The organism is Actinomycetota bacterium (assembly GCA_040755895.1).
GTDB lineage: Bacteria > Actinomycetota > Aquicultoria > Subteraquimicrobiales > Subteraquimicrobiaceae > Subteraquimicrobium.
Genome location: JBFMAG010000046.1, coordinates 18,022 through 37,353 on the forward strand (window position 1 = coordinate 18,022; position 19,332 = coordinate 37,353).

24 protein-coding genes are annotated in these 19,332 nt (G+C 47.5%); 22 read left to right on the forward strand and 2 right to left on the reverse strand.

Annotation, left to right across the window (positions count from 1 at the left end; genetic code table 11):
* Window positions 1–44 precede the first annotated feature (44 nt).
* From AB1466_02240 to rsfS, 14 genes are all read left to right on the forward strand, one after another.
* Window positions 45–1,061, forward strand: a complete 1,017-nt coding sequence (locus tag AB1466_02240) for a rod shape-determining protein (GenBank protein MEW6188922.1) — start codon at window positions 45–47, stop codon at window positions 1,059–1,061.
* A 110-nt stretch (window positions 1,062–1,171) separates the two neighbouring features.
* The gene (gene mreC / locus AB1466_02245) at window positions 1,172–2,020 is read left to right on the forward strand and encodes a rod shape-determining protein MreC (GenBank protein MEW6188923.1); all 849 of its coding nucleotides are present in this window, start codon (window positions 1,172–1,174) and stop codon (window positions 2,018–2,020) included.
* Window position 2,021: 1 nt separating this feature from the next.
* Window positions 2,022–2,501 carry a rod shape-determining protein MreD gene (mreD, locus tag AB1466_02250; GenBank protein ID MEW6188924.1) on the forward strand — a complete coding sequence of 160 codons (480 nt, stop codon included), beginning with the start codon at window positions 2,022–2,024 and terminating at the stop codon, window positions 2,499–2,501.
* 127 nt (window positions 2,502–2,628) lie between these two features.
* Window positions 2,629–3,339, forward strand: coding sequence for a TIGR03936 family radical SAM-associated protein (locus AB1466_02255; protein ID MEW6188925.1), 711 nt, complete (start codon window positions 2,629–2,631; stop codon window positions 3,337–3,339).
* Window positions 3,340–3,464: 125 nt separating this feature from the next.
* Complete coding sequence (locus tag AB1466_02260) at window positions 3,465–4,973, forward strand: Rne/Rng family ribonuclease (GenBank protein MEW6188926.1); 1,509 nt, start codon at window positions 3,465–3,467, stop codon at window positions 4,971–4,973.
* Window positions 4,974–5,137: 164 nt separating this feature from the next.
* Window positions 5,138–5,482, forward strand: coding sequence for a 50S ribosomal protein L21 (gene rplU, locus AB1466_02265; GenBank protein MEW6188927.1), 345 nt, complete (start codon window positions 5,138–5,140; stop codon window positions 5,480–5,482).
* A 53-nt stretch (window positions 5,483–5,535) separates the two neighbouring features.
* Entirely contained in the window at window positions 5,536–5,790 is a 255-nt protein-coding gene (rpmA, locus tag AB1466_02270) for a 50S ribosomal protein L27 (protein MEW6188928.1), read from the forward strand.
* Between the two features lie 110 nt (window positions 5,791–5,900).
* Complete coding sequence (obgE, locus tag AB1466_02275; protein ID MEW6188929.1) at window positions 5,901–7,196, forward strand: GTPase ObgE; 1,296 nt, start codon at window positions 5,901–5,903, stop codon at window positions 7,194–7,196.
* Between the two features lie 131 nt (window positions 7,197–7,327).
* A complete protein-coding gene (gene proB, locus AB1466_02280; GenBank protein MEW6188930.1) occupies window positions 7,328–8,443 on the forward strand; it encodes a glutamate 5-kinase in 1,116 nt (371 codons plus the stop codon).
* A 22-nt stretch (window positions 8,444–8,465) separates the two neighbouring features.
* Window positions 8,466–9,713, forward strand: coding sequence for a glutamate-5-semialdehyde dehydrogenase (locus AB1466_02285; protein MEW6188931.1), 1,248 nt, complete (start codon window positions 8,466–8,468; stop codon window positions 9,711–9,713).
* Between the two features lie 506 nt (window positions 9,714–10,219).
* Window positions 10,220–10,795, forward strand: a complete 576-nt coding sequence (locus AB1466_02290) for a hypothetical protein (GenBank protein ID MEW6188932.1) — start codon at window positions 10,220–10,222, stop codon at window positions 10,793–10,795.
* Window positions 10,796–10,864: 69 nt separating this feature from the next.
* A complete protein-coding gene (nadD, locus tag AB1466_02295) occupies window positions 10,865–11,518 on the forward strand; it encodes a nicotinate-nucleotide adenylyltransferase (GenBank protein MEW6188933.1) in 654 nt (217 codons plus the stop codon).
* A gap of 28 nt (window positions 11,519–11,546) precedes the next feature.
* Window positions 11,547–12,572: an LCP family protein gene (locus AB1466_02300; GenBank protein MEW6188934.1), complete on the forward strand. Its 1,026-nt coding sequence runs from the start codon at window positions 11,547–11,549 to the stop codon at window positions 12,570–12,572.
* A gap of 80 nt (window positions 12,573–12,652) precedes the next feature.
* Window positions 12,653–13,036 (forward strand): ribosome silencing factor, encoded by a 384-nt coding sequence (gene rsfS / locus AB1466_02305; GenBank protein ID MEW6188935.1) that lies wholly within the window; start codon window positions 12,653–12,655, stop codon window positions 13,034–13,036.
* Between the two features lie 13 nt (window positions 13,037–13,049).
* Here the strand turns inward: rsfS and AB1466_02310 are convergent, their stop codons facing one another.
* Window positions 13,050–13,598 carry a hypothetical protein gene (locus AB1466_02310; GenBank protein ID MEW6188936.1) on the reverse strand — a complete coding sequence of 183 codons (549 nt, stop codon included), beginning with the start codon at window positions 13,596–13,598 and terminating at the stop codon, window positions 13,050–13,052.
* A gap of 454 nt (window positions 13,599–14,052) precedes the next feature.
* Between AB1466_02310 and AB1466_02315 the strand changes: the two genes are divergently transcribed.
* From AB1466_02315 to AB1466_02325, 3 genes are all read left to right on the forward strand, one after another.
* Window positions 14,053–14,403, forward strand: a complete 351-nt coding sequence (locus tag AB1466_02315) for a hypothetical protein (GenBank protein ID MEW6188937.1) — start codon at window positions 14,053–14,055, stop codon at window positions 14,401–14,403.
* 281 nt (window positions 14,404–14,684) lie between these two features.
* Window positions 14,685–15,452: an imidazole glycerol phosphate synthase subunit HisF gene (gene hisF, locus AB1466_02320; protein MEW6188938.1), complete on the forward strand. Its 768-nt coding sequence runs from the start codon at window positions 14,685–14,687 to the stop codon at window positions 15,450–15,452.
* A 263-nt stretch (window positions 15,453–15,715) separates the two neighbouring features.
* Window positions 15,716–16,744 (forward strand): hypothetical protein, encoded by a 1,029-nt coding sequence (locus tag AB1466_02325; protein MEW6188939.1) that lies wholly within the window; start codon window positions 15,716–15,718, stop codon window positions 16,742–16,744.
* Window positions 16,745–16,757: 13 nt separating this feature from the next.
* On the opposite strand, the gene AB1466_02330 is transcribed toward AB1466_02325, so the two are convergent.
* Window positions 16,758–16,904: a hypothetical protein gene (locus tag AB1466_02330; protein MEW6188940.1), complete on the reverse strand. Its 147-nt coding sequence runs from the start codon at window positions 16,902–16,904 to the stop codon at window positions 16,758–16,760.
* A 140-nt stretch (window positions 16,905–17,044) separates the two neighbouring features.
* Between AB1466_02330 and AB1466_02335 the strand changes: the two genes are divergently transcribed.
* The 5 genes from AB1466_02335 to AB1466_02355 all read left to right on the forward strand — a co-directional run.
* Complete coding sequence (locus tag AB1466_02335; GenBank protein MEW6188941.1) at window positions 17,045–17,449, forward strand: hypothetical protein; 405 nt, start codon at window positions 17,045–17,047, stop codon at window positions 17,447–17,449.
* A gap of 82 nt (window positions 17,450–17,531) precedes the next feature.
* Window positions 17,532–17,975 (forward strand): hypothetical protein, encoded by a 444-nt coding sequence (locus tag AB1466_02340; GenBank protein ID MEW6188942.1) that lies wholly within the window; start codon window positions 17,532–17,534, stop codon window positions 17,973–17,975.
* A gap of 251 nt (window positions 17,976–18,226) precedes the next feature.
* Complete coding sequence (locus AB1466_02345; GenBank protein ID MEW6188943.1) at window positions 18,227–18,526, forward strand: MTH1187 family thiamine-binding protein; 300 nt, start codon at window positions 18,227–18,229, stop codon at window positions 18,524–18,526.
* A gap of 132 nt (window positions 18,527–18,658) precedes the next feature.
* A complete protein-coding gene (locus AB1466_02350; protein MEW6188944.1) occupies window positions 18,659–18,913 on the forward strand; it encodes a type II toxin-antitoxin system HicB family antitoxin in 255 nt (84 codons plus the stop codon).
* Window positions 18,913–19,332: type II toxin-antitoxin system VapC family toxin (locus AB1466_02355; GenBank protein MEW6188945.1), on the forward strand; the 420-nt coding region annotated here is incomplete at its 3' end. The genes AB1466_02350 and AB1466_02355, both read left to right, overlap by 1 nt.

The window sequence follows — 19,332 nt, forward strand, 5'->3', positions numbered from 1 at the left end:
AAGGATAGTTGGGAAGGGGAATAAGGGAGATGTTTGATTTTCTCATAGGTCCTTTCGGGAGGGATATGGCGGTTGATCTGGGGACGGCGAATACCAAGGTTCATGTGAAGGGACGAGGACTCGTTCTTATGGAGCCCTCCGTGGTGGCCATAGAAAAGGACGCTGGCAGGATTCTCGCTGTGGGCTCGGAAGCAAAAAGGATGTTGGGAAGGACACCCGGCAACATCGTTGCCATAAGACCGCTCAAGGACGGAGTCATTGCCGACTTCGATGTGACCGAAAGCATGCTCCGCTATTTCATCCAGAGAGTGCATAAGCGCAGGTTTGCGGTGCGACCTAGGGTGGTGGTCTGCGTCCCCTCCGGGGTCACGGAGGTGGAAAAGCGCGCCGTTTTTGAAGCGACCATTCAGGCGGGTGCCAGAGCCGCATATCTAATCGAAGAGCCCATGGCCGCGGCCATAGGTGCGGGTCTTCCCATACAGGACCCAACGGGGAATATGGTCGTGGATATCGGCGGCGGAACCACCGAAGTGGCCGTGATCTCTCTGGGAGGGATCGTATGTAGCGAGTCCATCCGCGTAGGTGGCGACGAGTGCGACGAGGCGATCATCGCCCATGTCAAGAGGGAATACAATGTGATGATAGGAGAAAGAACCGCCGAGGAGATCAAGATAGAAATCGGCTCGGCCTATCCGCTCCCTGAAGAGGAGGATGTGGAGGTCCGTGGTCGAGATCTGTTGACCGGCCTCCCCAAGAATATCATCCTCTCCTCCGAGGAAATTCGAGCGGCGATGGAGGAACCCATTGGTGCCGTAGTTTTAGCCATCAAAAGCACTTTGGAAAAAACTCCTCCCGAGCTTTCCAGCGATGTCATGGACAGAGGAATAGTCCTCACCGGTGGAGGCGCCCTCCTTAGGGGATTGGATGAAAGATTGAGACAGGAGACGGGTATGCCCGTGCACATCACTGAGAATCCTCTTACCTGCGTGGTAATCGGATCGGGAAAGGCTTTGGAAGAGATAAACGTATTAAGGAGGATACTCATCGGCTCGCAACGCTGAAGCGGAGATAAAGATCGTAAGTCGCAGGACAAGTCGCATGTCTTAAGAATCCTTTGACATGCATTCCAAAGTCGTGCGACTTAAATTTTTTGAGGGGGAGGGAGGTCATTTTGTACCTCCACTGGAGACGTAATCGGATAATTCTCGCGGCTTTAATAATAGTGAGCATAGCCATCCTGACCATTCACTTTAAGGAGGGCGAAGAGGGCTTGGTACATAGGGTTCAGAGGATAACGGTGGGTCTCGTGGCCCCCCTTCAAGCTGGGGTCTCTAGTATAGTGGATCCCTTCCGACACGGCATCCATTTCCTCGTGGAGATTCGCGATCTTAAACAGGAAAATGAGAGATTGAAAAGGGAAGTGGCGGAACTCAAGAGGGATTTGATTTCGCTCAAAGTGGTAGCCAAGGAAAACGAACGCCTCCGAAGGCTCATCGGGTTTAAGGAGAAAACCATCTATAAGGTTCTTCCGGCACGGATCATCGGAAAATCTCCCACTGGTTGGCAGGCGATCATCATTTTGGATAAGGGATCCGCGGATGGAGTGAGGAAATACATGCCCGTGGTGGTCGATAAGGGTTTAGTGGGTCAGGTGGTCGGTGTCTCCTCCCATGCTGCACAAGTCCAACTAATAACCGATCCAAAAAGCGGGGTTTCTTGCCAAATCTTAAGCACAGGTGAGCGTGGAATCTTACAGGGCGAGACCGGTGGTGAACTGAAACTGAACTTCATTCCCAAGGATTCCAGGGTGAGGAAGATGGATGCAGTTATAACATCGGGATTGGGAGGCGTTTTCCCTCCCGGAATTTTTGTGGGCACCGTAAGTGAGATTAAAGTCAATCCCTATGGGCTATATAAAGAGGTTAAGGTGAAATCTTCCGTGGATTTCTCGAAGTTGGAGGAGGTTTTAATCATCACCAATCCTCTGCCAAAAACACCCTTTCCCACGGAGGGAGGTTAATATGCCCTTCTATCTTTTGGGTTTTTTGGTCTTGTTGGCCTCATTCATCCTACAAACGACGATCGCTCCTCATATAGACATTAGGGGTGTTCAACCGGATTTTATCCTCATCGTGGTGGTCACCTATGCTTTCATAGAGGGTCCCGCGATAGGTTCGGTGGCGGGTTTTTTTGGAGGCTTATTACACGATCTGGTTTTAACTCAGATCGTGGGGATTCATGCCCTGTGTAAGACTATTGTGGGCTACATCGCCGGCTTGGTGGAGAGGACCATCTTCGCCGAAAGCATCTTCTTACCCATGGCCGCGATCTTCCTGGCTTCGCTATTGAATCAACTGATTTATACCGCAGTCATCTTTTTGTTGGGCTATGAGGTTCCATTTCTAATGGTATTGATGACCATAATTATTCCCTCTGCCTTTTATAATAGCTTGCTCACGCCCCTTATTTATCCAGTGGTTTGCAAATTGGCGACTCCTTAAAAGAAAGTTCGTGTATTATTAACAAGATGGGTTAACACCATGGTCGGGTGAAGTGCTCCTGAGCCCGCACTTACCCTCCCTTGAATGTTTATACTGTGAACCGTGAACCACTATAACTTTTGAAACAATGTACAAATTAAGGGTAAAATATGGAAAATTTGGCATTTTAAGATTCCTTTCGCATCTTGAAACCGTACGTGCATTTGAAAGGGCGGTGAGGCGAGCAAACCTCCCCTTTGCTTTAACCAAGGGCTTCAGCCCCAAGCTCAAGATTTCCTGGGGTCCACCTCTTCCCCTTGGTTTTAGTAGCTGCGCAGAGTATGCTGATTTCTTCCTTGCTGGCTACCTGAATCCTGAGAGGATCATCGATTCCTTAAATAAAGCCTTGCCCCGGGATATCCGTATCTTGGAAGCAAAATATGTTCCCTTGCATTCTGCCTCTTTGATGAGCATAATCGATGTAGCCAGCTACAAAACGTTGATCAAAGTTGATCCCAGTCTATCCCGCGAGGAGCTCAAGGATGGCATGGATGGACTTTTGAATCGGGGAAGAATTTCAGTTTTCAAGAAAGATCGCGAAAGGGCAGTGGATTTACGGCGATTACTCCTGGATTTTGAGGTTGAAGAAGTTAAAAATGGCGAGGTTACTCTGAAGTTCTCTCTTCAGGTCGGGGGCAAGGAGAGTATCAGACCGGAGAATCTCATAAAAGCGCTGTTTGAGCGGTTTCCAAAATCCTTGTCCTTTGAAATAATTGAAATTACGAGAATGAGTCTATATGAAAAGGTGGGCGATGAACTCATCGACCCCCTACGAATTCGAAAAGCGACCAGCGAGTAGCGATGAGCGGTCTAAAAGATTTTAACCGGAAGTCGCCTATCGAATATCGCTGACCGATTTGACCGAAAGTCGCTCGTTGAACATCGCTCACCGGGTTTAGTATCGACTTATTAGGGAGGGATAATATGGCTGAACTAAAAGAGATAATAATCTCAGTGGATGATTTTGAAACCCGATTAGCCATTTTGGAAAAGGGGAGATTGGCCGAGATTTACGTGGAGCGAAACGATGCTCCATCCATCGTGGGCAACATCTACCTGGGGCGCGTTAGCAGTGTATTGCCCGGTATGGATGCAGCCTTTGTGGATATCGGCCAGGAGAAAAGTGCCTTTTTGTGCGTAGGGGAAGTTGTCTTTCCCGAGGAGGTGGACTCCTTACCCCACAAGATACATTACTTTTTAAAACTGGGTCAGGATATATTGGTTCAGGTTGCCAAGGGACCCATAGGCATAAAGGGTGCCAGGGTAACCGCTCAGATCGCTTTACCCGGCAGACATCTGGTCCTCCTCCCCTTCGGGGATTCCGTTGGAGTATCCCGCCGTCTTTCCGAAGATGAGAGGGAAAGATTGCGAAGTCTTTGCGAGAGCATCAAGCCCAATGATATGGGTCTCATCGCTAGAACGGCCGCTCAAGGTGTGGGACTTGAGCGCTTGAAAGCAGATCTCAGGCATCTCATCAGGACTTGGAGAAAACTTCAGCGCCAGGCCGAAAAGAGTAAAGCACCGAAGGCCTTCTACAGGGAGGAAGGACTCGCACTGCGTGCCGCAAGAGACATATTCACTTCCAATTTTATACAATTGGTCATCGATTCCCCCAAGGAATGCAAAAAGATCCAAGATTTCTTAAGTAAAACTTCTCCCGAGCTCAAAGACCGTGTGAAGCTTTATTCGGGAAGCACCCCCCTATTCGAAAAGTACGACGTCGATTCCCAACTGAGAAAGGCTCTCAAGAGGAGAATTTGGTTGAGGTCCGGAGGATATATCACCATTGACACCACGGAAGCCCTCACCGCGATCGACGTCAACACGGGCAAGTATGTCGGGAAAACCAGCTTGCAACGGACCATCCTCAAGACGAATCTTGAGGCGGCTCGAGAGATCGCCGATCAAATTCGTTTGAGGGATATCGGTGGAATCATAGTGATAGACTTCATCGACATGGATGATCCAAAGGACAGGGAGAAGGTTTTTTCAACCCTAAATGAAGCCCTGGCCATGGATAGGGCAAAGACCAATGTGGGGGAATTCTCGGAATTTGGTCTAGTGGAGATGACCAGGAAAAAATTCTGGCAGGGACTATTGGAAAGCTTATATGCTCCCTGTTTAAGATGTGAAGGATCGGGTGTGGTGTTTTCCGATACCGCGGCGGGAATTGAAGCCTGGCGAGGGATAAAAAGGATTTGTTGGGCCAAATCCTCGGAGGCTTTGCTGTTTAAAGTTCATCCTAGGGTGATCAACTTTCTTGCGGCGAGGAGGGGCAAGTTGCGCAAGAGAATGGGAAAAGATGTTTACCTTTATGGGGATCCCACGTACACACCGGAGGGCTATGAACTCGTGAGCGAGGGTTCCCGCAGAGAGATAAAGCGTGCCTATAAAGAGCTGTGCAGGGAATTCGCTGCCATTCACCTCACCTAAAGAACCATATACTTTTTATAGCTGGGTCATAATTTTAGAATTTACCATTATGCGTGATTTATCTAAGAATATTCGGGATTTATGACCCATGTACAATTTTGTAAATTGACAACTAAAGTTTTTCTTTGTTAGGATAGGGTGCTGATTAAGGGAGGAATTATTTCATGCCGTATGCTATTATTGAATCTGGGGGTAAACAATATAAGGTTCAGAAGGGAGAAGAAGTTCTCATCGAGAAAATAGAGGGCAAGCCCGGGGATAAGGTAAAGTTCGATGAGGTAATTTTCTTAAGTCATGGCGATCAAAAGATTCATCAAAAAGAGGTGCTTTCCAAGGTAAAGGTGAAGGGCACCATCGTCGAGCAGCTAAAGGGCGAAAAGATAATCGTATTCAAATATAAACCGAAGAAGGGATATAAGCGAATGAGGGGGCACAGACAATTCCTGACCAAAGTGAGGATAGATGATATAAATGTCCCCCAAAAAGCCAAAGAACAATCCAAAAACTAAAAACACTCCCAACTACCAACTAACAAACTCCCAGCTATCCGGAGGTTGATAAAATGGCGCATAAAAAGGGAATGGGAAGTTCCAGAAACGGGAGAGATAGTCGATCCAAGCGCTTGGGAGTCAAGTGCTATGGCGGTCAGTTCGTGACGGCGGGTAGCATCCTCGTTCGTCAGCGGGGTACGAAGATAAAACCCGGTCTCAATGTAGGACTCGGGCGTGATTATACGCTTTTTGCTTTGATCGATGGGCATGTGATGTACGAATCTCGCAATAACTCGCGTAAGGTAAGCGTGCTCGCGGAGGCTTAAGCCTGAAAACGAATCGAATTGACCCAGGGTATGACATCGGTTTTTATGAGGTCACATTCTGATTTCTTATAACCTGGGTCGTTATTTTTTATGCTGAGAAATAGGGGGCATTGAGAGGCGTGGCGACCTTCATCGACGAAGCTCGAATTTTCGTCAAAGGTGGTAAAGGTGGAAATGGCTGCGTGAGTTTCAGAAGGGAAAAGTTCGCCCCCAAAGGCGGCCCCGATGGTGGCGATGGGGGCCGAGGTGGCAATGTCATTTTAAGAGTCGTGAGATCCCTGCGCACGCTCATGGATTTCCACTACCAGCACTATTTTAAAGCCGAAGACGGAAGGCACGGTCGAGGAAGCAATAAGCATGGTCGGGGCGGGGAGAATCTAATCCTAAGGGTTCCCCCGGGTACTGTGGTTAAGGATGAAGAAGGGAAAGTCCTTTGTGACCTCGTTGAAGATGGAGAGGAATTCATCATTGCCGGAGGCGGTCAGGGAGGACGGGGCAATGCTAGATTTGTAACCTCCGTAAGACAAGCCCCATCCTTTGCCGAGAAGGGAGAACCAGGCGAAGAGCGCTGGATTTCCTTAGAGCTAAAACTCCTCGCTGACGTTGGGTTGATCGGCTATCCCAATGTGGGCAAATCCACCATTATCAGCAGGATATCCGCCGCCAAACCAAAGATAGCGGACTATCCATTCACCACACGGGTTCCGCATCTGGGAGTCGTCAGTTTATCCGATGGAAGGGACTTCGTTGTAGCCGACATCCCCGGATTGATCGAAGGAGCACATAAGGGTGCCGGACTCGGTCAAGCTTTTTTGAGGCACATAGACAGAAGTGTCATCCTCGTCCACGTTCTGGACCTATCGGGAATCGAGGGGAGGGATCCCACCTCGGATTTTGAAACTGTCCAGAGGGAGCTTAAACTATACAAACCATCTCTCGCGAAGCGTCCACAAATAGTCGCCGGAAACAAACTCGATCTCCCATCCGCAAGAGGAAATTTACCCCGCACCATCCAATATTTTAAGGAGAAGGGATATCAATTCTTTCCCATCTCAGCCGCCACCGGAGAAGGGATAAAGGAGCTTCTATATGCAATCGCCGAGAAGCTTGAGGAGGTGAAACGAACCAAGCGTCGAAGAAAAGCGGCTGTACATCGGGTTTTGAGTTTCCAAGAGGATGAGAGGGAACTCTCGATCTCAAGGGCGGAAGACGGAGTCTTCCTGGTAAGGGGGAAGGCAATAGAGCGGCAGGTGGCCATGACCGATTTCGATAACGAAGAAGCAGTTGCTTATCTGCAGCAAAGATTCAGGGAAATCGGGCTGGAGGATGCACTTAAAAAGGCGGGGGCGAAGGAAGGCGATGCCATAAAGATCGGCTCCATGGTGTTTGACTTCCATCCCTCCTAACATATAAATTAGTGGAAAGCAACTTATCAAGCTGGGAAGCTCAGGAGCTCCAGAGCTCTGAAAAACTGAGCTACTCAGCATCTGAGCTCCAGAGCTAATAAATCTAAATGAGGTGGATACCATGCAAAGGAATGATTACCTTCCGTAAGGTTCACAGGATTGTGGTCAAGGTTGGAACTAGTGTAATAACCACGCCATCGGGAAGACTCGATTTCATTCAGCTATCGAATCTCGTCGACCAGATGGCGGAACTTAAAAGGAGGGGATATGAGCTTCTCCTGGTTTCCTCCGGTGCCATCGCCGCCGGCGTTGAGGGTTTGGGTCTGGACGCACGACCAACAACCATCCCCGAGCTCCAGGCGGCAGCTTCGGTTGGGCAGGGTCTCCTGCTTCAGCAATATACCAATCTATTCGATAAACATGGGATAAAGGTGGGGCAGGTCCTCTTAACCCAGTACGATACCACCCAGCGTCGGCATTATCTTAATGCCCGAAATACTCTGCAAAAACTCCTGGAGTTGGAGATCATACCTATCATCAACGAGAACGACACTACCGCCGTGGATGAGATTAAATTCGGAGATAACGATACCTTGGCGGCTCTCGTCTCCAATTTGGTCGAGGCCGATCTGCTGATAGCCCTCACCGATACCGAAGGTCTGTATACGAGGGACCCCCGTAAGACAACGGAGGCCAAGCTCTTGCAGGAGGTCGAGGAAATCACCCCTGAAATAGAAGCCCTCGCTGGTGGAGTGGGAACGAGGTTTGGCTCCGGGGGGATGGTTACCAAAATCCAGGCAGCCAAGATAGTGACCTTTGCTCAAAGCGGAATGATAATCGCCCATGGCAAAAGACCCCGCGTGCTTTTGGGTATCATGGATGGCAAACCCGTGGGAACCTTCTTCGTCCCGGGAAAGAAAAAAGTCGAGAGCCGCAAGCTCTGGATAGCCTTCGGCAGGATGGCCAGGGGCACGGTAATGGTGGACGATGGGGCAAAGGATGCTCTACTCAAAAGGGGCAAGAGTCTCCTTCCCGCCGGAGTCATAAAATGCGAAGGGGATTTCAGCGTGGGAGATGCCGTAAACATCGTGGATAAAGAGGGAACCATCTTCGCCAAGGGTCTGACCAATTTTAGCCTACAGGAGCTCAATCGAATAAAGGGACTAAGGAGCAGAGATATCTCGGCGATACTGCCCGATGCCAGCGAGGAGGTAGTCCACCGAGACTGCCTCGTCATCCTCAAATAGTTCGGAGTAAGGAGGTCAATAAATGGGTGAGGTTCAGGAACTGGGGAGGAAGGCAAAGGAAGCCGCCTTCAAGCTCGCCTCCATTTCCACAGAGGTAAAAAATGGGGCGCTACAGGCCATGGCCGATGCTTTACTTAGAGAGAGCCCAAAAATTCTGGAAGCCAACCAGAGGGACATGGCAATCGGGAGGGAGAAGAAGATCAGCTCTGCTTTGATGGACCGTCTTCTTTTGAATACATCCCGGATAGAGGAGATGGCTCAGGCGCTCCGAGACGTCATCGCGCTAAAGGATCCCGTGGGGGAGGTGGTTAGGGGCTGGCGCGTCCCCAACGGTCTTTTGATAACGCAGGTGAGGGTGCCCCTGGGTGTCGTTGCCATGATCTATGAAGCCCGTCCAAATGTCACCGTGGATGCCGCAGGTCTGTGCATTAAAACCAGCAACGCGGTCATCTTAAGGGGTGGTTCTTTGGCCATAAATTCCAATCTGGCTTTGACGGAGGTCATATCCGATGCCGCCACCTCTGCGGGATTGCCCGAAAATTCCATCCAATCGGTATCCACAATCGATCGGGAGGCAGCAACCGAGCTCATGAAGCTCAACGAATATGTGGATGTGTTGATTCCCCGAGGCGGAGCCTCCCTCATCCGAACGGTAATCGAGACGGCAACCGTTCCCGTGATCGAAACCGGCGTGGGAAATTGCCACGTCTACGTGGATGCCGATGCCGATTTATCCATGGCTATGAAGATAGTAATAAATGCCAAGTGTCAGCGCCCCGGTGTTTGCAATGCTGCGGAAACCCTCTTGGTACACAAGGATGTAGCCGAAGAATTTCTGCCTAAAATCGTGAGCGACCTGCGAGGTCGAGAGGTCATCCTCTATGGCTGTCCTAAAACGCAGTCCCTCTGCCGAGACGTGGAAGCGGCAAGCGAGGAGGATTGGCACACTGAGTACCTCGATCTCAAACTCGCGGTGAAGGTAGTGGATTCCTTGGATGAAGCCATCGCCCACATCCAGAAATATGGCACCAAGCATTCTGAGGCCATCATCACTAGAAATTACGATGTCGCCAGGAGATTTACTGAGGAGATAGATGCCGCCGCCGTTTACGTCAACGCCTCCACGCGATTCACCGACGGCGGACAATTCGGCATGGGTGCTGAGATCGGAATAAGCACTCAAAAGCTACACGCCAGGGGTCCCATGGCTTTAGAGGCTCTCACATCAACAAAATTCGTGGTCTACGGTACCGGTCAAGTACGGGAGTAATTGGTGCTGCCGCTGCTGTTCGAGCCTTGCTCGTTTAACGGTTCTCGCAGATGCACTCTCCAGGATACCCATCTCCCATAAAGCTCATAGCTCAGGGAGCTCGGAAGCTCAGTTGATTTATTTTTACTGTGAGCCGTGAACCCTGCCCGTTGGCAGACAGGGGTGAACCATGTAAGGATGTAACCAGTTTACCTTTGTCCAGATTTAGCAGGAATTCCAAGAGCGTTTTCCCCGCGGTAATCGCTGGTTTTACTTTCTCAGTGAGCTTGGGCTTGGGTCCGCAAGAGGTTATCAAACACAGGATTAAGACAGTACGAAGCCCATTTTCGTGATTTTTTATTCGAGTTTAACTCATTTAGCATGGATATCCTCTTTCATTTTGTCCAATTTAGTATATTTTCTTTGAGGCATTTTAGTAAAGCGGGCATTTAAATTTCATTGAGCTTTTTCTTTTGACGGGAAAAGATTAAAATGACATTTAGGCGAAGCAACCGTAGGGGATACGAATGTATAAAAAGTGGCTAGGGGCGGCCATAGGTGCTTTGTTTCTGCTTTCGATGCCATTTTATGCCCGATTTGAGGTAAAATGGCTACGAGTCGGAGGCAATCATTTAAAAATGGCACGTAACTATCTGAAGATCGGGGACAACTACATCCGTATGAGCAGAAAATACATGCACATGAAGGACATAAATCGCAGTGAGATTCTAAGATGTGTGGGCAGTGCTTGCTACAATCTGGATAACAGCTATAGCCACTTGAAAATGGCACATCTCTATTTTGAGGGCAGCAACCTTTATCCCAGCAATTTTTTGAGCGACAGTGAGATTTATCTCGAACGGAGCCGGGACTATCAGAAAGAGGCCATGGATTGTTTTTTCGCGAGAGATCAAAGCGAAATCTTCGATAACCTCATAGCCAGCAGAGCATTTCTATATGAGAGTTACAATTCCCTTAAAAGGGGTCACGATATCCTCACCTTAATTGGATTCATCGCCCTTGGTATTTCGATTCTGATCGCCGGTTGCTTAGTTATTTTTGGTCGAAGTAGAGTCTCGTCTCTTACAGGATTTTTCAGATAATCGTTTTATTGGAAGGGTTTCAGTATATTTGAAGGGAAAATTTGAAAGAATCGTGAAAGGTGTAGGGGGATGAATAGGGGGAAAAAGAAGAAGCTCTCCATCGGAGTCATGGGTGGCACCTTCAACCCTATCCATCACGGGCATCTGGTCACGGCTCAGGAAGCTCTCGAGCAGTTTAAATTGGATAAGGTCATCTTCATGCCCTCCGGTCAGCCTCCTCACAAGATGGACGAGGAGATAATCCCCGCGGAGGAAAGATATTTAATGGCGGTCATTGCCACCGCCTCGAATCCGCGCTTCATTGTATCCAGGTTGGAAATCGAGAGGAAGGGTCCTTCCTATACCATCGATACCATCAAGGAGTTAAGGAAGATTTATGGGGAGGATACCGAGATCTTCTTCATAACCGGAGCCGATGCCATCCTGGAGATATTGACTTGGAGAGATGCGGAGAAACTTTACGATCTGTGTAGCTTCATCGCCGCCACCCGTCCTGGTTATTGTCTCGAAAAATTCAAGGAGATACACGTAATTCCTGAGGGAAAGAAGGAGAAGAGAAAGCCCAAAGTCTATTTCATGGAAATTCCCGCCCTGGCTATCTCCTCTACGGATATCCGCAGAAGGGTCAGAGAAGGGATGCCGATAAAATACCTCGTCCCTGAGGGAGTAGCCAGCTACATCCAAAAGCACGGATTTTATAAGATTCCTCGAAAGGAGCCGTAATCTTAGTAATCTTAGCAAAGAGGCCATTATGTCCATAGGTTACAGAAGCAGAAGGAAATCCGAGGAATCCATGGGCTACAGGACGCGCCAGAGGCTTTTGAGACGCCGGTGGAGAAGACGGCAGATCAAGATAGCCCTTGGAATTTTCCTCTCCCTCGCTATGATTTCCTTTGGAGTTCTTTTCTGGCTAAAGGGTCCCGCCATTTTATCCTTTTTATTCCGAGGGAAAGAAAAAGTTCGGATATCTCCCTTGCCCAAACCCGTGAGGGTCACCTTTCTCATCATTGGGGCGCAAAAGACCGATTCTGGGGAGCAGGCTCTCGGTTTGATATTGATGTCCTACGATTCAAAGAAAAAGAGAATAAGCGGTTTTTCCATCCCATCTGAGACCTTCGTTGATATCCCCGGTCATGGTTTTGAGAAGATATCTGAGGCTTTGACCTCTGGAATCCCCATCCTTTCGGCCACTGTCGGGAATTTCCTGGGCATAAGTGCCGATCACTATCTGAAATTGGACCATCTGGATTTTGAGAGGATTGTAAAGTCGGGGAGACTTAACAAGGCCTTCGACAAGGTAAAGGAGAGCGATTTAAATCAAATGGATTGTTCGAGGTGGTCCAAGATTTTGGCTAAGGTCCCGCGCTCCGAGATAAACATAGTTCCCCTTCCCGTGAAACCGATCTCCGTGGGTCAGGAAACCTACTATGAGCCCCAGAAGGATGAAATAGAGCATCTGGTGAAGGTACTCTTTGGAAGGGAGAAGAAAAAGAGAGCGGTAAGGGTCATAGTCCTCAATGGATGCGGAGAACAGGGGGTCGCCGGTGAGGTGGCTCAGAGGTTGATTGAGAACGGGTATAAGGTCGTTCAGACCAAGAACGCCGAGAGCTTTGACTTCAAGAAAACCCAGATAATAATCTATCGAGGGGATAAAAGTTCCGCGGAGAGGGTAAAAGATTTGCTCGGTGTCGGGGTCATTGTATCCAAAAAGCTCCCGCAGGATCTCGCGGATATGGCCATAATCGTGGGCAAAGATTACAACCAGCACCCCGAATAACCATGGGAGTTTGTTAATATTATGACTACCGACCCCAGCCCTATATGGGTGACTTCCGACTCCCGACCAATACAGGGGGTATGCCTTTGAAAGCCAGGGAGTTAGCGAGACTTATCGCAAGAGCGGCTGCAGAGAAAAAGGCCGAGGATATCATCGTTTTAGACATCGGCAAGCTCCTGATAATCACGGACTATTTCGTCATATGTAGTGGGAAAACCACGCGCCACGTGAAGACCATCTTCGAAAATATCCAGAGGAAATTGGGTGAGGAAGCGGTAAGACCCCTGGGAGTGGAGGGACAGAGCGAAGCCTACTGGATACTTTTGGACTGCGGCGATGTCGTCGCCCATATCTTCACCGAGAGGGAGAGGGACTATTATCAACTGGAGAGATTGTGGAAGGATGCCCCCCAACTCAATTGGGACGAATCCCTGAAGAAAAAACGTCCAAAGTCCACCACTTAAAGGATGCGAATTATCACTTCTTAGCTATTTCTTCCAAAATTTTCCTCGATTTTTCGGGCTTTATCCCCTTATGGGACTCATGCGAATTATTCACCTGCACGTCAACACTGCACAAAGTAAGCAGGCCTTCCCTTGAGAGGAATTGTAGGGAACGCCTCAAGGACCTTAAGTCTTGGGCTAAAATCCATTTAGAGTATTTAAAGGAATTCTCATTGTTGTACAATGTAGCTGAATTTTTCATAATGATGGTCCGCATTGATTGGCGGAGAGAGTTTTCTTCCTTGGCTCCACTCTCAGCGAGATTCTGTACAAATTCTTTAACTGAGGGTGCCTTATCTACCGCATTGTCAAGGAATAAGACAAACCGCTCTATTCTACCCAATGCTATCATTACGAGAAATACCGATATTTCGGCCAAAGCCATCTTGAGTAATGCGATGATAACCGATAAAAGCGTGTTTGAGGATACATTATTCTTTTTTCGCCAAAAAAAGATGATTAGCAGGTGCAAAACTACGCCCAAACCCAAGAAAATGAGCAAAGCAATGAAAAAATTAGACACACAAGCCACTTCCTTAATTAAACAAAAATCACTATATCTATATCGAGAAGAAACCATCATTACAGTTATCGGAACCCAAGTCCAAAAGTTTAGACCGAACCCCGAATCCCAGAGCTCGAACCCTTTCTTCCCTCTTGCCCGATCAACAACAAAGGTTGGTAATAAGAGTAATTCCTGTGGCTAAATACTGTGTGTCGAGCGCCACTGCTTGTTCATCCACAAAAGGGGGCAAAAGTGAAGCCATGGAAGAAGTTAATCCTATCTCTATTCGTTATTTCCCTATGCGCAACTCTAATAGGTTGTATTCCCTTCGGAAAACTCAAGCGATGTGCAAAACCCGCCGAGCCTAAGGTATCCAAGCCCAAAGTCTCCAAACCCAAGGCACAAAAGCCACCTGCCGCACCAAAGCATCTTTCCCATTCCCAAAAAACCAAAGCTTTTGGTCATCTTGTCCATGGATTTCGATGCGGATGAGGACGATGAGATTTTCGTCATTTATCAACGAGCTGGGGCGGATCCGATATTCCAATCGACCATCGTTTACTTCGATTGGATCGACGGAGAATACAAAGAGAAGGGTACCGCCGAAAACCCCGGAAGTGCACCAATCTTCATGAAGGCGAGTGCAAAAACCTTTTATAATCCTCCCTCAAAGCAGGTCATGACGAAGTGGACTGCCGGTGGAACCGGAGTTTTTCCACTTGCCCTAATTTTCGCCTTCGATAAGGATGGCATGTATCAAGCCACCCGCCTCGAAGGAGGCGACCAGGGGAGATACCTTCGGCTTGGATGTGGATGGGAATAAGGACATAGTGTTCTTGGAATTGCCACCAAACCGTTCTGGTGGTTTAAACATTAGTTATCCCCCACATCTCTTTCTTATATCCTCAAATACGAAGGAGGCATTGGTAATTCGGTATTTGAAAGAATCAACATAACTCATCAACGAAATTGTCTCCAAAGCCACCCATATTATTTTCCTCTTTAGGAAGTTTCTTTTAAAATAGCTTAAGAGACTTGGAGAAAATGTGACCAAAATCCTAAAAAGCTTGAAATTAAATGGGACACGAATTTGAGGAGGTAGAGATGGCAGTTGTCAAGATCATTCCTTGTTTGGATATGAAGGATGGACGGGTAGTAAAAGGAGTCCACTTTGTCGACTTAAGAGACGCGGGAGATCCAGTAGAAAACGCCTCTTTCTACCAGGAAGAGGGGGCAGATGAGCTTGCTATGCTTGATATTGCAGCAACCGTGGAGGGGAGAAAAACTCGGCTGTCCTGGGTGAAGCAGGTTTTTATGGTTATTGATATCCCGCTAATCGTTGGAGGAGGAATATCTACGCTTGAGGATATGGAAGCGCTCTTTGAGGTAGGAGCAGCCAAAATTTCAGTCAACACGGCTGCTGTTTATCGTCCGCAGCTTGTCAAAGAGGCTTCAGAGCGTTTTGGTAAAGAGAGGATTGTCGTTGCTATCGACGGAAGAAGAAATGAAAAGATGCCATCCGGCTTTGAGGTTATTGTAAGTGGCGGGCAGAAGCCAGTTGGCAAAGATGCAGTTCAGTGGGCAAAGGAATGCGAAGCTCTCGGGGCGGGGGAGATTCTTCTGACCAGCATGGACGGGGACGGAACCCTTGCTGGCTACGATATTCCGTTTACGAGGGCAATTGCTGAGGCTGTATCGGTTCCCATCATCGCTTCGGGCGGAGCCGGCAAGCTCGAACACTTCTATGAAGGCGTTGTCGAAGGGAAAGCTCAGGCCCTTCTTGCTGCCTCAGTTTTTCATTTCCGCACATTTACCGTCCGTCAGGTAAAAGAATATTTGAGGCAGAAGGGAATCGAAGTTAGTCTTCCCTAGTTAGAAGAAATCAGGGTCACGAATCGGTAATTCGGTATTTGAAAAGAATCAAACTAGCTCACCAAATCGTCTGCGAAGGTGAATAACCAAGGTTGCTATTGGCAAAAGTGTCAATGCAGAAATAGACGCCTTCCCGAAGGCGGTTTGGCGCAAAAATCAACTAAATAAAATAAAAGCGGAGCAGACCAGCAAGGATTCTTTTCTTCTATGCTCGAGGTAAGTACATGCGGTGTTGAGAAATGATCGAACTGAAGAATGATCGATTGAAACGAAAATTACATGACTTAAAACGAGCCTTACAGGATGCCTTAACTCCCGATGAGGAAAAGATGGCACTTGAGAGAGCGGAAGTTCTTTTGATGAAAAGACCTCCAATAAAGCGCATTGAGGGGTTAATTAAACGCATCATTAGGCAGAGAGGGGACAAACCAACCAAGGAGAGCATCGAACAAATACAAAATTATGTAACGGAGTTAAATCTCGCTTTTCACCTTTCCGAGGTGAAGGGCTTTGGCATCGAGATAGAGAGAAAGGTGGGAGAGGGCGAAAAGCGGGTGGACATCACCATTTTCAATGGAAAAAATTACTACATTGAAGTCAAGAACATCAATGAACCCAAATATAGTGAACGCGAAAAGAATTTCCTCGATAGTATTCAAGGAAAATTAAGCGAGATTAAGAAGCCTTATTACATCGATTTCTACTTTTACGATTATAGATCATTAGAATATGAGGGTTCATTGATGAGATGCATAAAGGACAGGGCGGAAACAGCCGATGAAGATTCCATTGAGGATGTATATTTCCATTATCCTAACGAATATGAACCGGTGTTGGCTTTTAGCTTCAGGAAAAGTGGGGATTTGAATCATTTGGAATTGTGCTTGTATGGGTCTTCTGAGGAGAAATATTTCTCATGGGTACATAAAAGAAGTGTCATCCGCGGTATTTGGGATGCCGAACAGAAGTTTCCTCAACCGGGAGGGGATAAACTCAACATTTTAGCGGTAAGTCTCGGAGGTTGGGTTGATGTTGATCTGATTAAAGATATGCAAAGTTGGTACTACTATGATAAGCCCGCTTCGAACCATGATGAGCGAGGAAAGCCCGTAGGCTTCGATGATTTGTTCGACCTTTATGACCCTTATGCCAGAAGCATAGGTTTTACCAAAAACCTCAAAATCGATGCATTCGTGACCTTGAAGGGGAAAGGCTTTAGGAGCGGATATGAAACCACTTTTTACACGAAACCGGGCATCGATGAACGGGAGTTACGAGGTATATTCGGATGATCTCGTTTCCTTTTTAGCAGATGGCGCTATCTTCCCAATCGAGTGGCAGTGGGTCGAGGAAACGATTTTTGGATTGCCCCTTGGTCGCCCTCCAGGTGACAAGAACCACGAGTAATCCCATGACGGCGACGAGCATCTTTCCCATACCTAGACTTCGCATGATGACCTCCCGGCGAGAATGGCATTCTAGAGGTTATATCGTCCGAGAAGCATCCGCACTTGAGTGTCTTTTTTATTCTGGACAAAAAGCAAGAAAGGAGGTGAAGGAGATATGCATAAAGAGAGCTTTGCTCTAGCCAGATGTATCCAGGATCCATGATCACTTCAGTCGAGCCCAATCGTGTAGAATGTGGGAAAACGGTAAAGATAAAAATCTTGGGTGCACCCTTGGGTCAACTGAATGTGGCGGTTACCAACCCGGATGGGCAGAGCGATACACTTAAAGGTGGATTCACAGTGATTGAAGCCGAGACTCCAATTCACGAACCCGAAGTGACGACTACCATGAGTAAGATACAGAAGAAGCTGGGGGAGTTGGAAGAGGATCTGGAAAAGAAAAAGAAGGAAAACGCGAAGATAGTTATCTGGATTGAGCAGTGGATATTTTGGGGCTGGCTGTTGGGTTTTTTGTGGTGGATACCCTGGATAGTGCAAATTAATTTCTTCTCAACCGCAATTCCTCGCAAGGCTCTATTATATAAATAAGGGGAAGTTGACTTTTTACCGATATATTTTTCGAAAATTCCTTTTGGATAAGTTATTAGAATTAGATTACAGGCGGGGAAAGATGAACGAACTAGAGATCAAGCGCCTCATTCTGAGAAAGATGGATGATTTCCGTTCGGTGTTACCTCGAGTCTCACTGCGCTTCTTCAGTCGGAGGAGCTATCTTCTCTGGGCGAAGACCATACCCCAGGTTCAGGAGGAAATCCAACTGGGATGGTACGAGGATTTCGAGAATGAATTCAAGGAGCCCGTATTGGTCATGCAAGAGGAGAAAATTGTCGGTGCCTGTCCCTCTCTCTTCGTCGAGCTTTTGAAAGGTGAGCCGCCACAAATTCACCGCTTATTTGTGGAAGGTGCTTTTTTAAGTCGACTTCTTCTATTCCTCGTTCCCGGCATCGGCTGGGAAGCTGAGGAGCAAGTGCGTAAGGTGATGCAAAGGCATTTCCCACTCCTGCTCGCTGCGACCGAAGCCGTCCGCGGAACTGGTCCACTAAAAAAGAAATAAGACGACAACGTGACAAACAACCTCATTAAAAAATACCTCCCATTTAACCTCTCAGATCTTCACTAAACCTTAAAGGTGATGGGGAAGAAAAATATAATATTATAAATCGGGAGGGGGTAAAATGATGAAAACCTTAAGCGGTGATCGGGCTAAAGATTTTGTTGACGGTTTAATTTATGAGAAAAAGCAGGTTCATGAGGGTAGCCTATGAAAATCCTTTAAGCTTGTGAAAATGCGAGGAGGGAAGCGGTATGGCTTTGATGCAGATAAGCGTGATTCCCATCGGGACGCCGACTCCAAGTATCGGTAATTACATCGCGGAAGTGGTCAAGGTACTCGATCGAGAAGGGGCAAGGTATGAACTCACCGATATGGGGACGATAATCGAGGCGGGAACGGATGAGCTCTTCACACTGGCCAGCAGGCTCCATGAGGTACCATTCACGAAGGGAATCCAAAGGGTAATAACAATCATCGAGATCGACGATCGCAGGGACAAGAAGGTTGGAATGGGCGATAAGGTAAGATCGGTCATGGCGAGGATAAAATAGGGATACAGGACAAGATACAAGATACAGAATATAGGGATAGGTAGCGTCTGTCTAGGTGATACTTACTTAAGTAGAGATTTAAGTATTGACTCTGGTGTTGGATTAAATATAGAATGTGTGTGGAGGTGAAAAATGAAGATAAATATTACCATACCCGCTGGTTTCTTAAAGAAAATAGACAGGACAGCCAAGGAGGAGCATCTAAGCCGAAGCGAGTTTTTAAGAAAAGCTGTTGAAGCATACTGGGAATCCCAAAGGACAAAGCAGGCCGAAAAGAAGCGAACTCAGAATATAAGGGGAGCCATGGAGATTCAAAGCCGTTTGCGCAAGAAAGCGGGTAAGTGGGATGGCGTAGCCGAGATTCGAAGGTGGAGAGAGGCACACTAATGTATACCTCCTCAACTCTTTTTGTAATCGATGCCTCGGTTGCGATCAAGTGGTTTTCCCATGTAAATGAAGTGGACATAGAACAGGCACTTAAACTGCAGGAACTTCATCTCCGGAAAGAATGCTTGCTCATCGCCCCGGATATTCTGGTTTACGAGATAATAAATGCTTTAAGGTATAATCCCAATTTTGAACAGGATGATACGAAACTTGCTCTTTTGAGTCTGCTAAAGATGGAACTTGAGCTAATAAAGCCAGATGAAGATTTACTCAAGAGGGCGATTGGATTAGCTTACAACAAAGACATCACTATTTACGATGCTTCTTATATTGCTTTAGCTCAAAAGAAAGGTTGCTTACTCATTACAGCCGATGGCAAATTTTTTACAAAGATTAGGGATTTGCCTCAGGTTATTTTG

Bases quoted from the DNA above. Each gene is read 5' to 3' on its own strand.
- AB1466_02255 (MEW6188925.1), top strand. From the start codon at position 2,629: ATGTACAAATTAAGGGTAAAATATGGAAAATTTGGCATTTTAAGATTC.
- proB (MEW6188930.1), top strand. From the start codon at position 7,328: ATGATTACCTTCCGTAAGGTTCACAGGATTGTGGTCAAGGTTGGAACT.
- rsfS (MEW6188935.1), top strand. From the start codon at position 12,653: ATGCCTTTGAAAGCCAGGGAGTTAGCGAGACTTATCGCAAGAGCGGCT.
- nadD (MEW6188933.1), top strand. From the start codon at position 10,865: ATGAATAGGGGGAAAAAGAAGAAGCTCTCCATCGGAGTCATGGGTGGC.
- AB1466_02330 (MEW6188940.1), bottom strand. From the start codon at position 16,904: ATGCGAAGTCTAGGTATGGGAAAGATGCTCGTCGCCGTCATGGGATTA.
- AB1466_02335 (MEW6188941.1), top strand. From the start codon at position 17,045: ATGTATCCAGGATCCATGATCACTTCAGTCGAGCCCAATCGTGTAGAA.
- mreD (MEW6188924.1), top strand. From the start codon at position 2,022: ATGCCCTTCTATCTTTTGGGTTTTTTGGTCTTGTTGGCCTCATTCATC.
- rplU (MEW6188927.1), top strand. From the start codon at position 5,138: ATGCCGTATGCTATTATTGAATCTGGGGGTAAACAATATAAGGTTCAG.
- rpmA (MEW6188928.1), top strand. From the start codon at position 5,536: ATGGCGCATAAAAAGGGAATGGGAAGTTCCAGAAACGGGAGAGATAGT.
- AB1466_02260 (MEW6188926.1), top strand. From the start codon at position 3,465: ATGGCTGAACTAAAAGAGATAATAATCTCAGTGGATGATTTTGAAACC.
- AB1466_02290 (MEW6188932.1), top strand. From the start codon at position 10,220: ATGTATAAAAAGTGGCTAGGGGCGGCCATAGGTGCTTTGTTTCTGCTT.
- AB1466_02350 (MEW6188944.1), top strand. From the start codon at position 18,659: ATGAAGATAAATATTACCATACCCGCTGGTTTCTTAAAGAAAATAGAC.
- AB1466_02300 (MEW6188934.1), top strand. From the start codon at position 11,547: ATGTCCATAGGTTACAGAAGCAGAAGGAAATCCGAGGAATCCATGGGC.
- AB1466_02345 (MEW6188943.1), top strand. From the start codon at position 18,227: ATGGCTTTGATGCAGATAAGCGTGATTCCCATCGGGACGCCGACTCCA.
- AB1466_02285 (MEW6188931.1), top strand. From the start codon at position 8,466: ATGGGTGAGGTTCAGGAACTGGGGAGGAAGGCAAAGGAAGCCGCCTTC.
- hisF (MEW6188938.1), top strand. From the start codon at position 14,685: ATGGCAGTTGTCAAGATCATTCCTTGTTTGGATATGAAGGATGGACGG.
- AB1466_02340 (MEW6188942.1), top strand. From the start codon at position 17,532: ATGAACGAACTAGAGATCAAGCGCCTCATTCTGAGAAAGATGGATGAT.
- AB1466_02315 (MEW6188937.1), top strand. From the start codon at position 14,053: ATGGATTTCGATGCGGATGAGGACGATGAGATTTTCGTCATTTATCAA.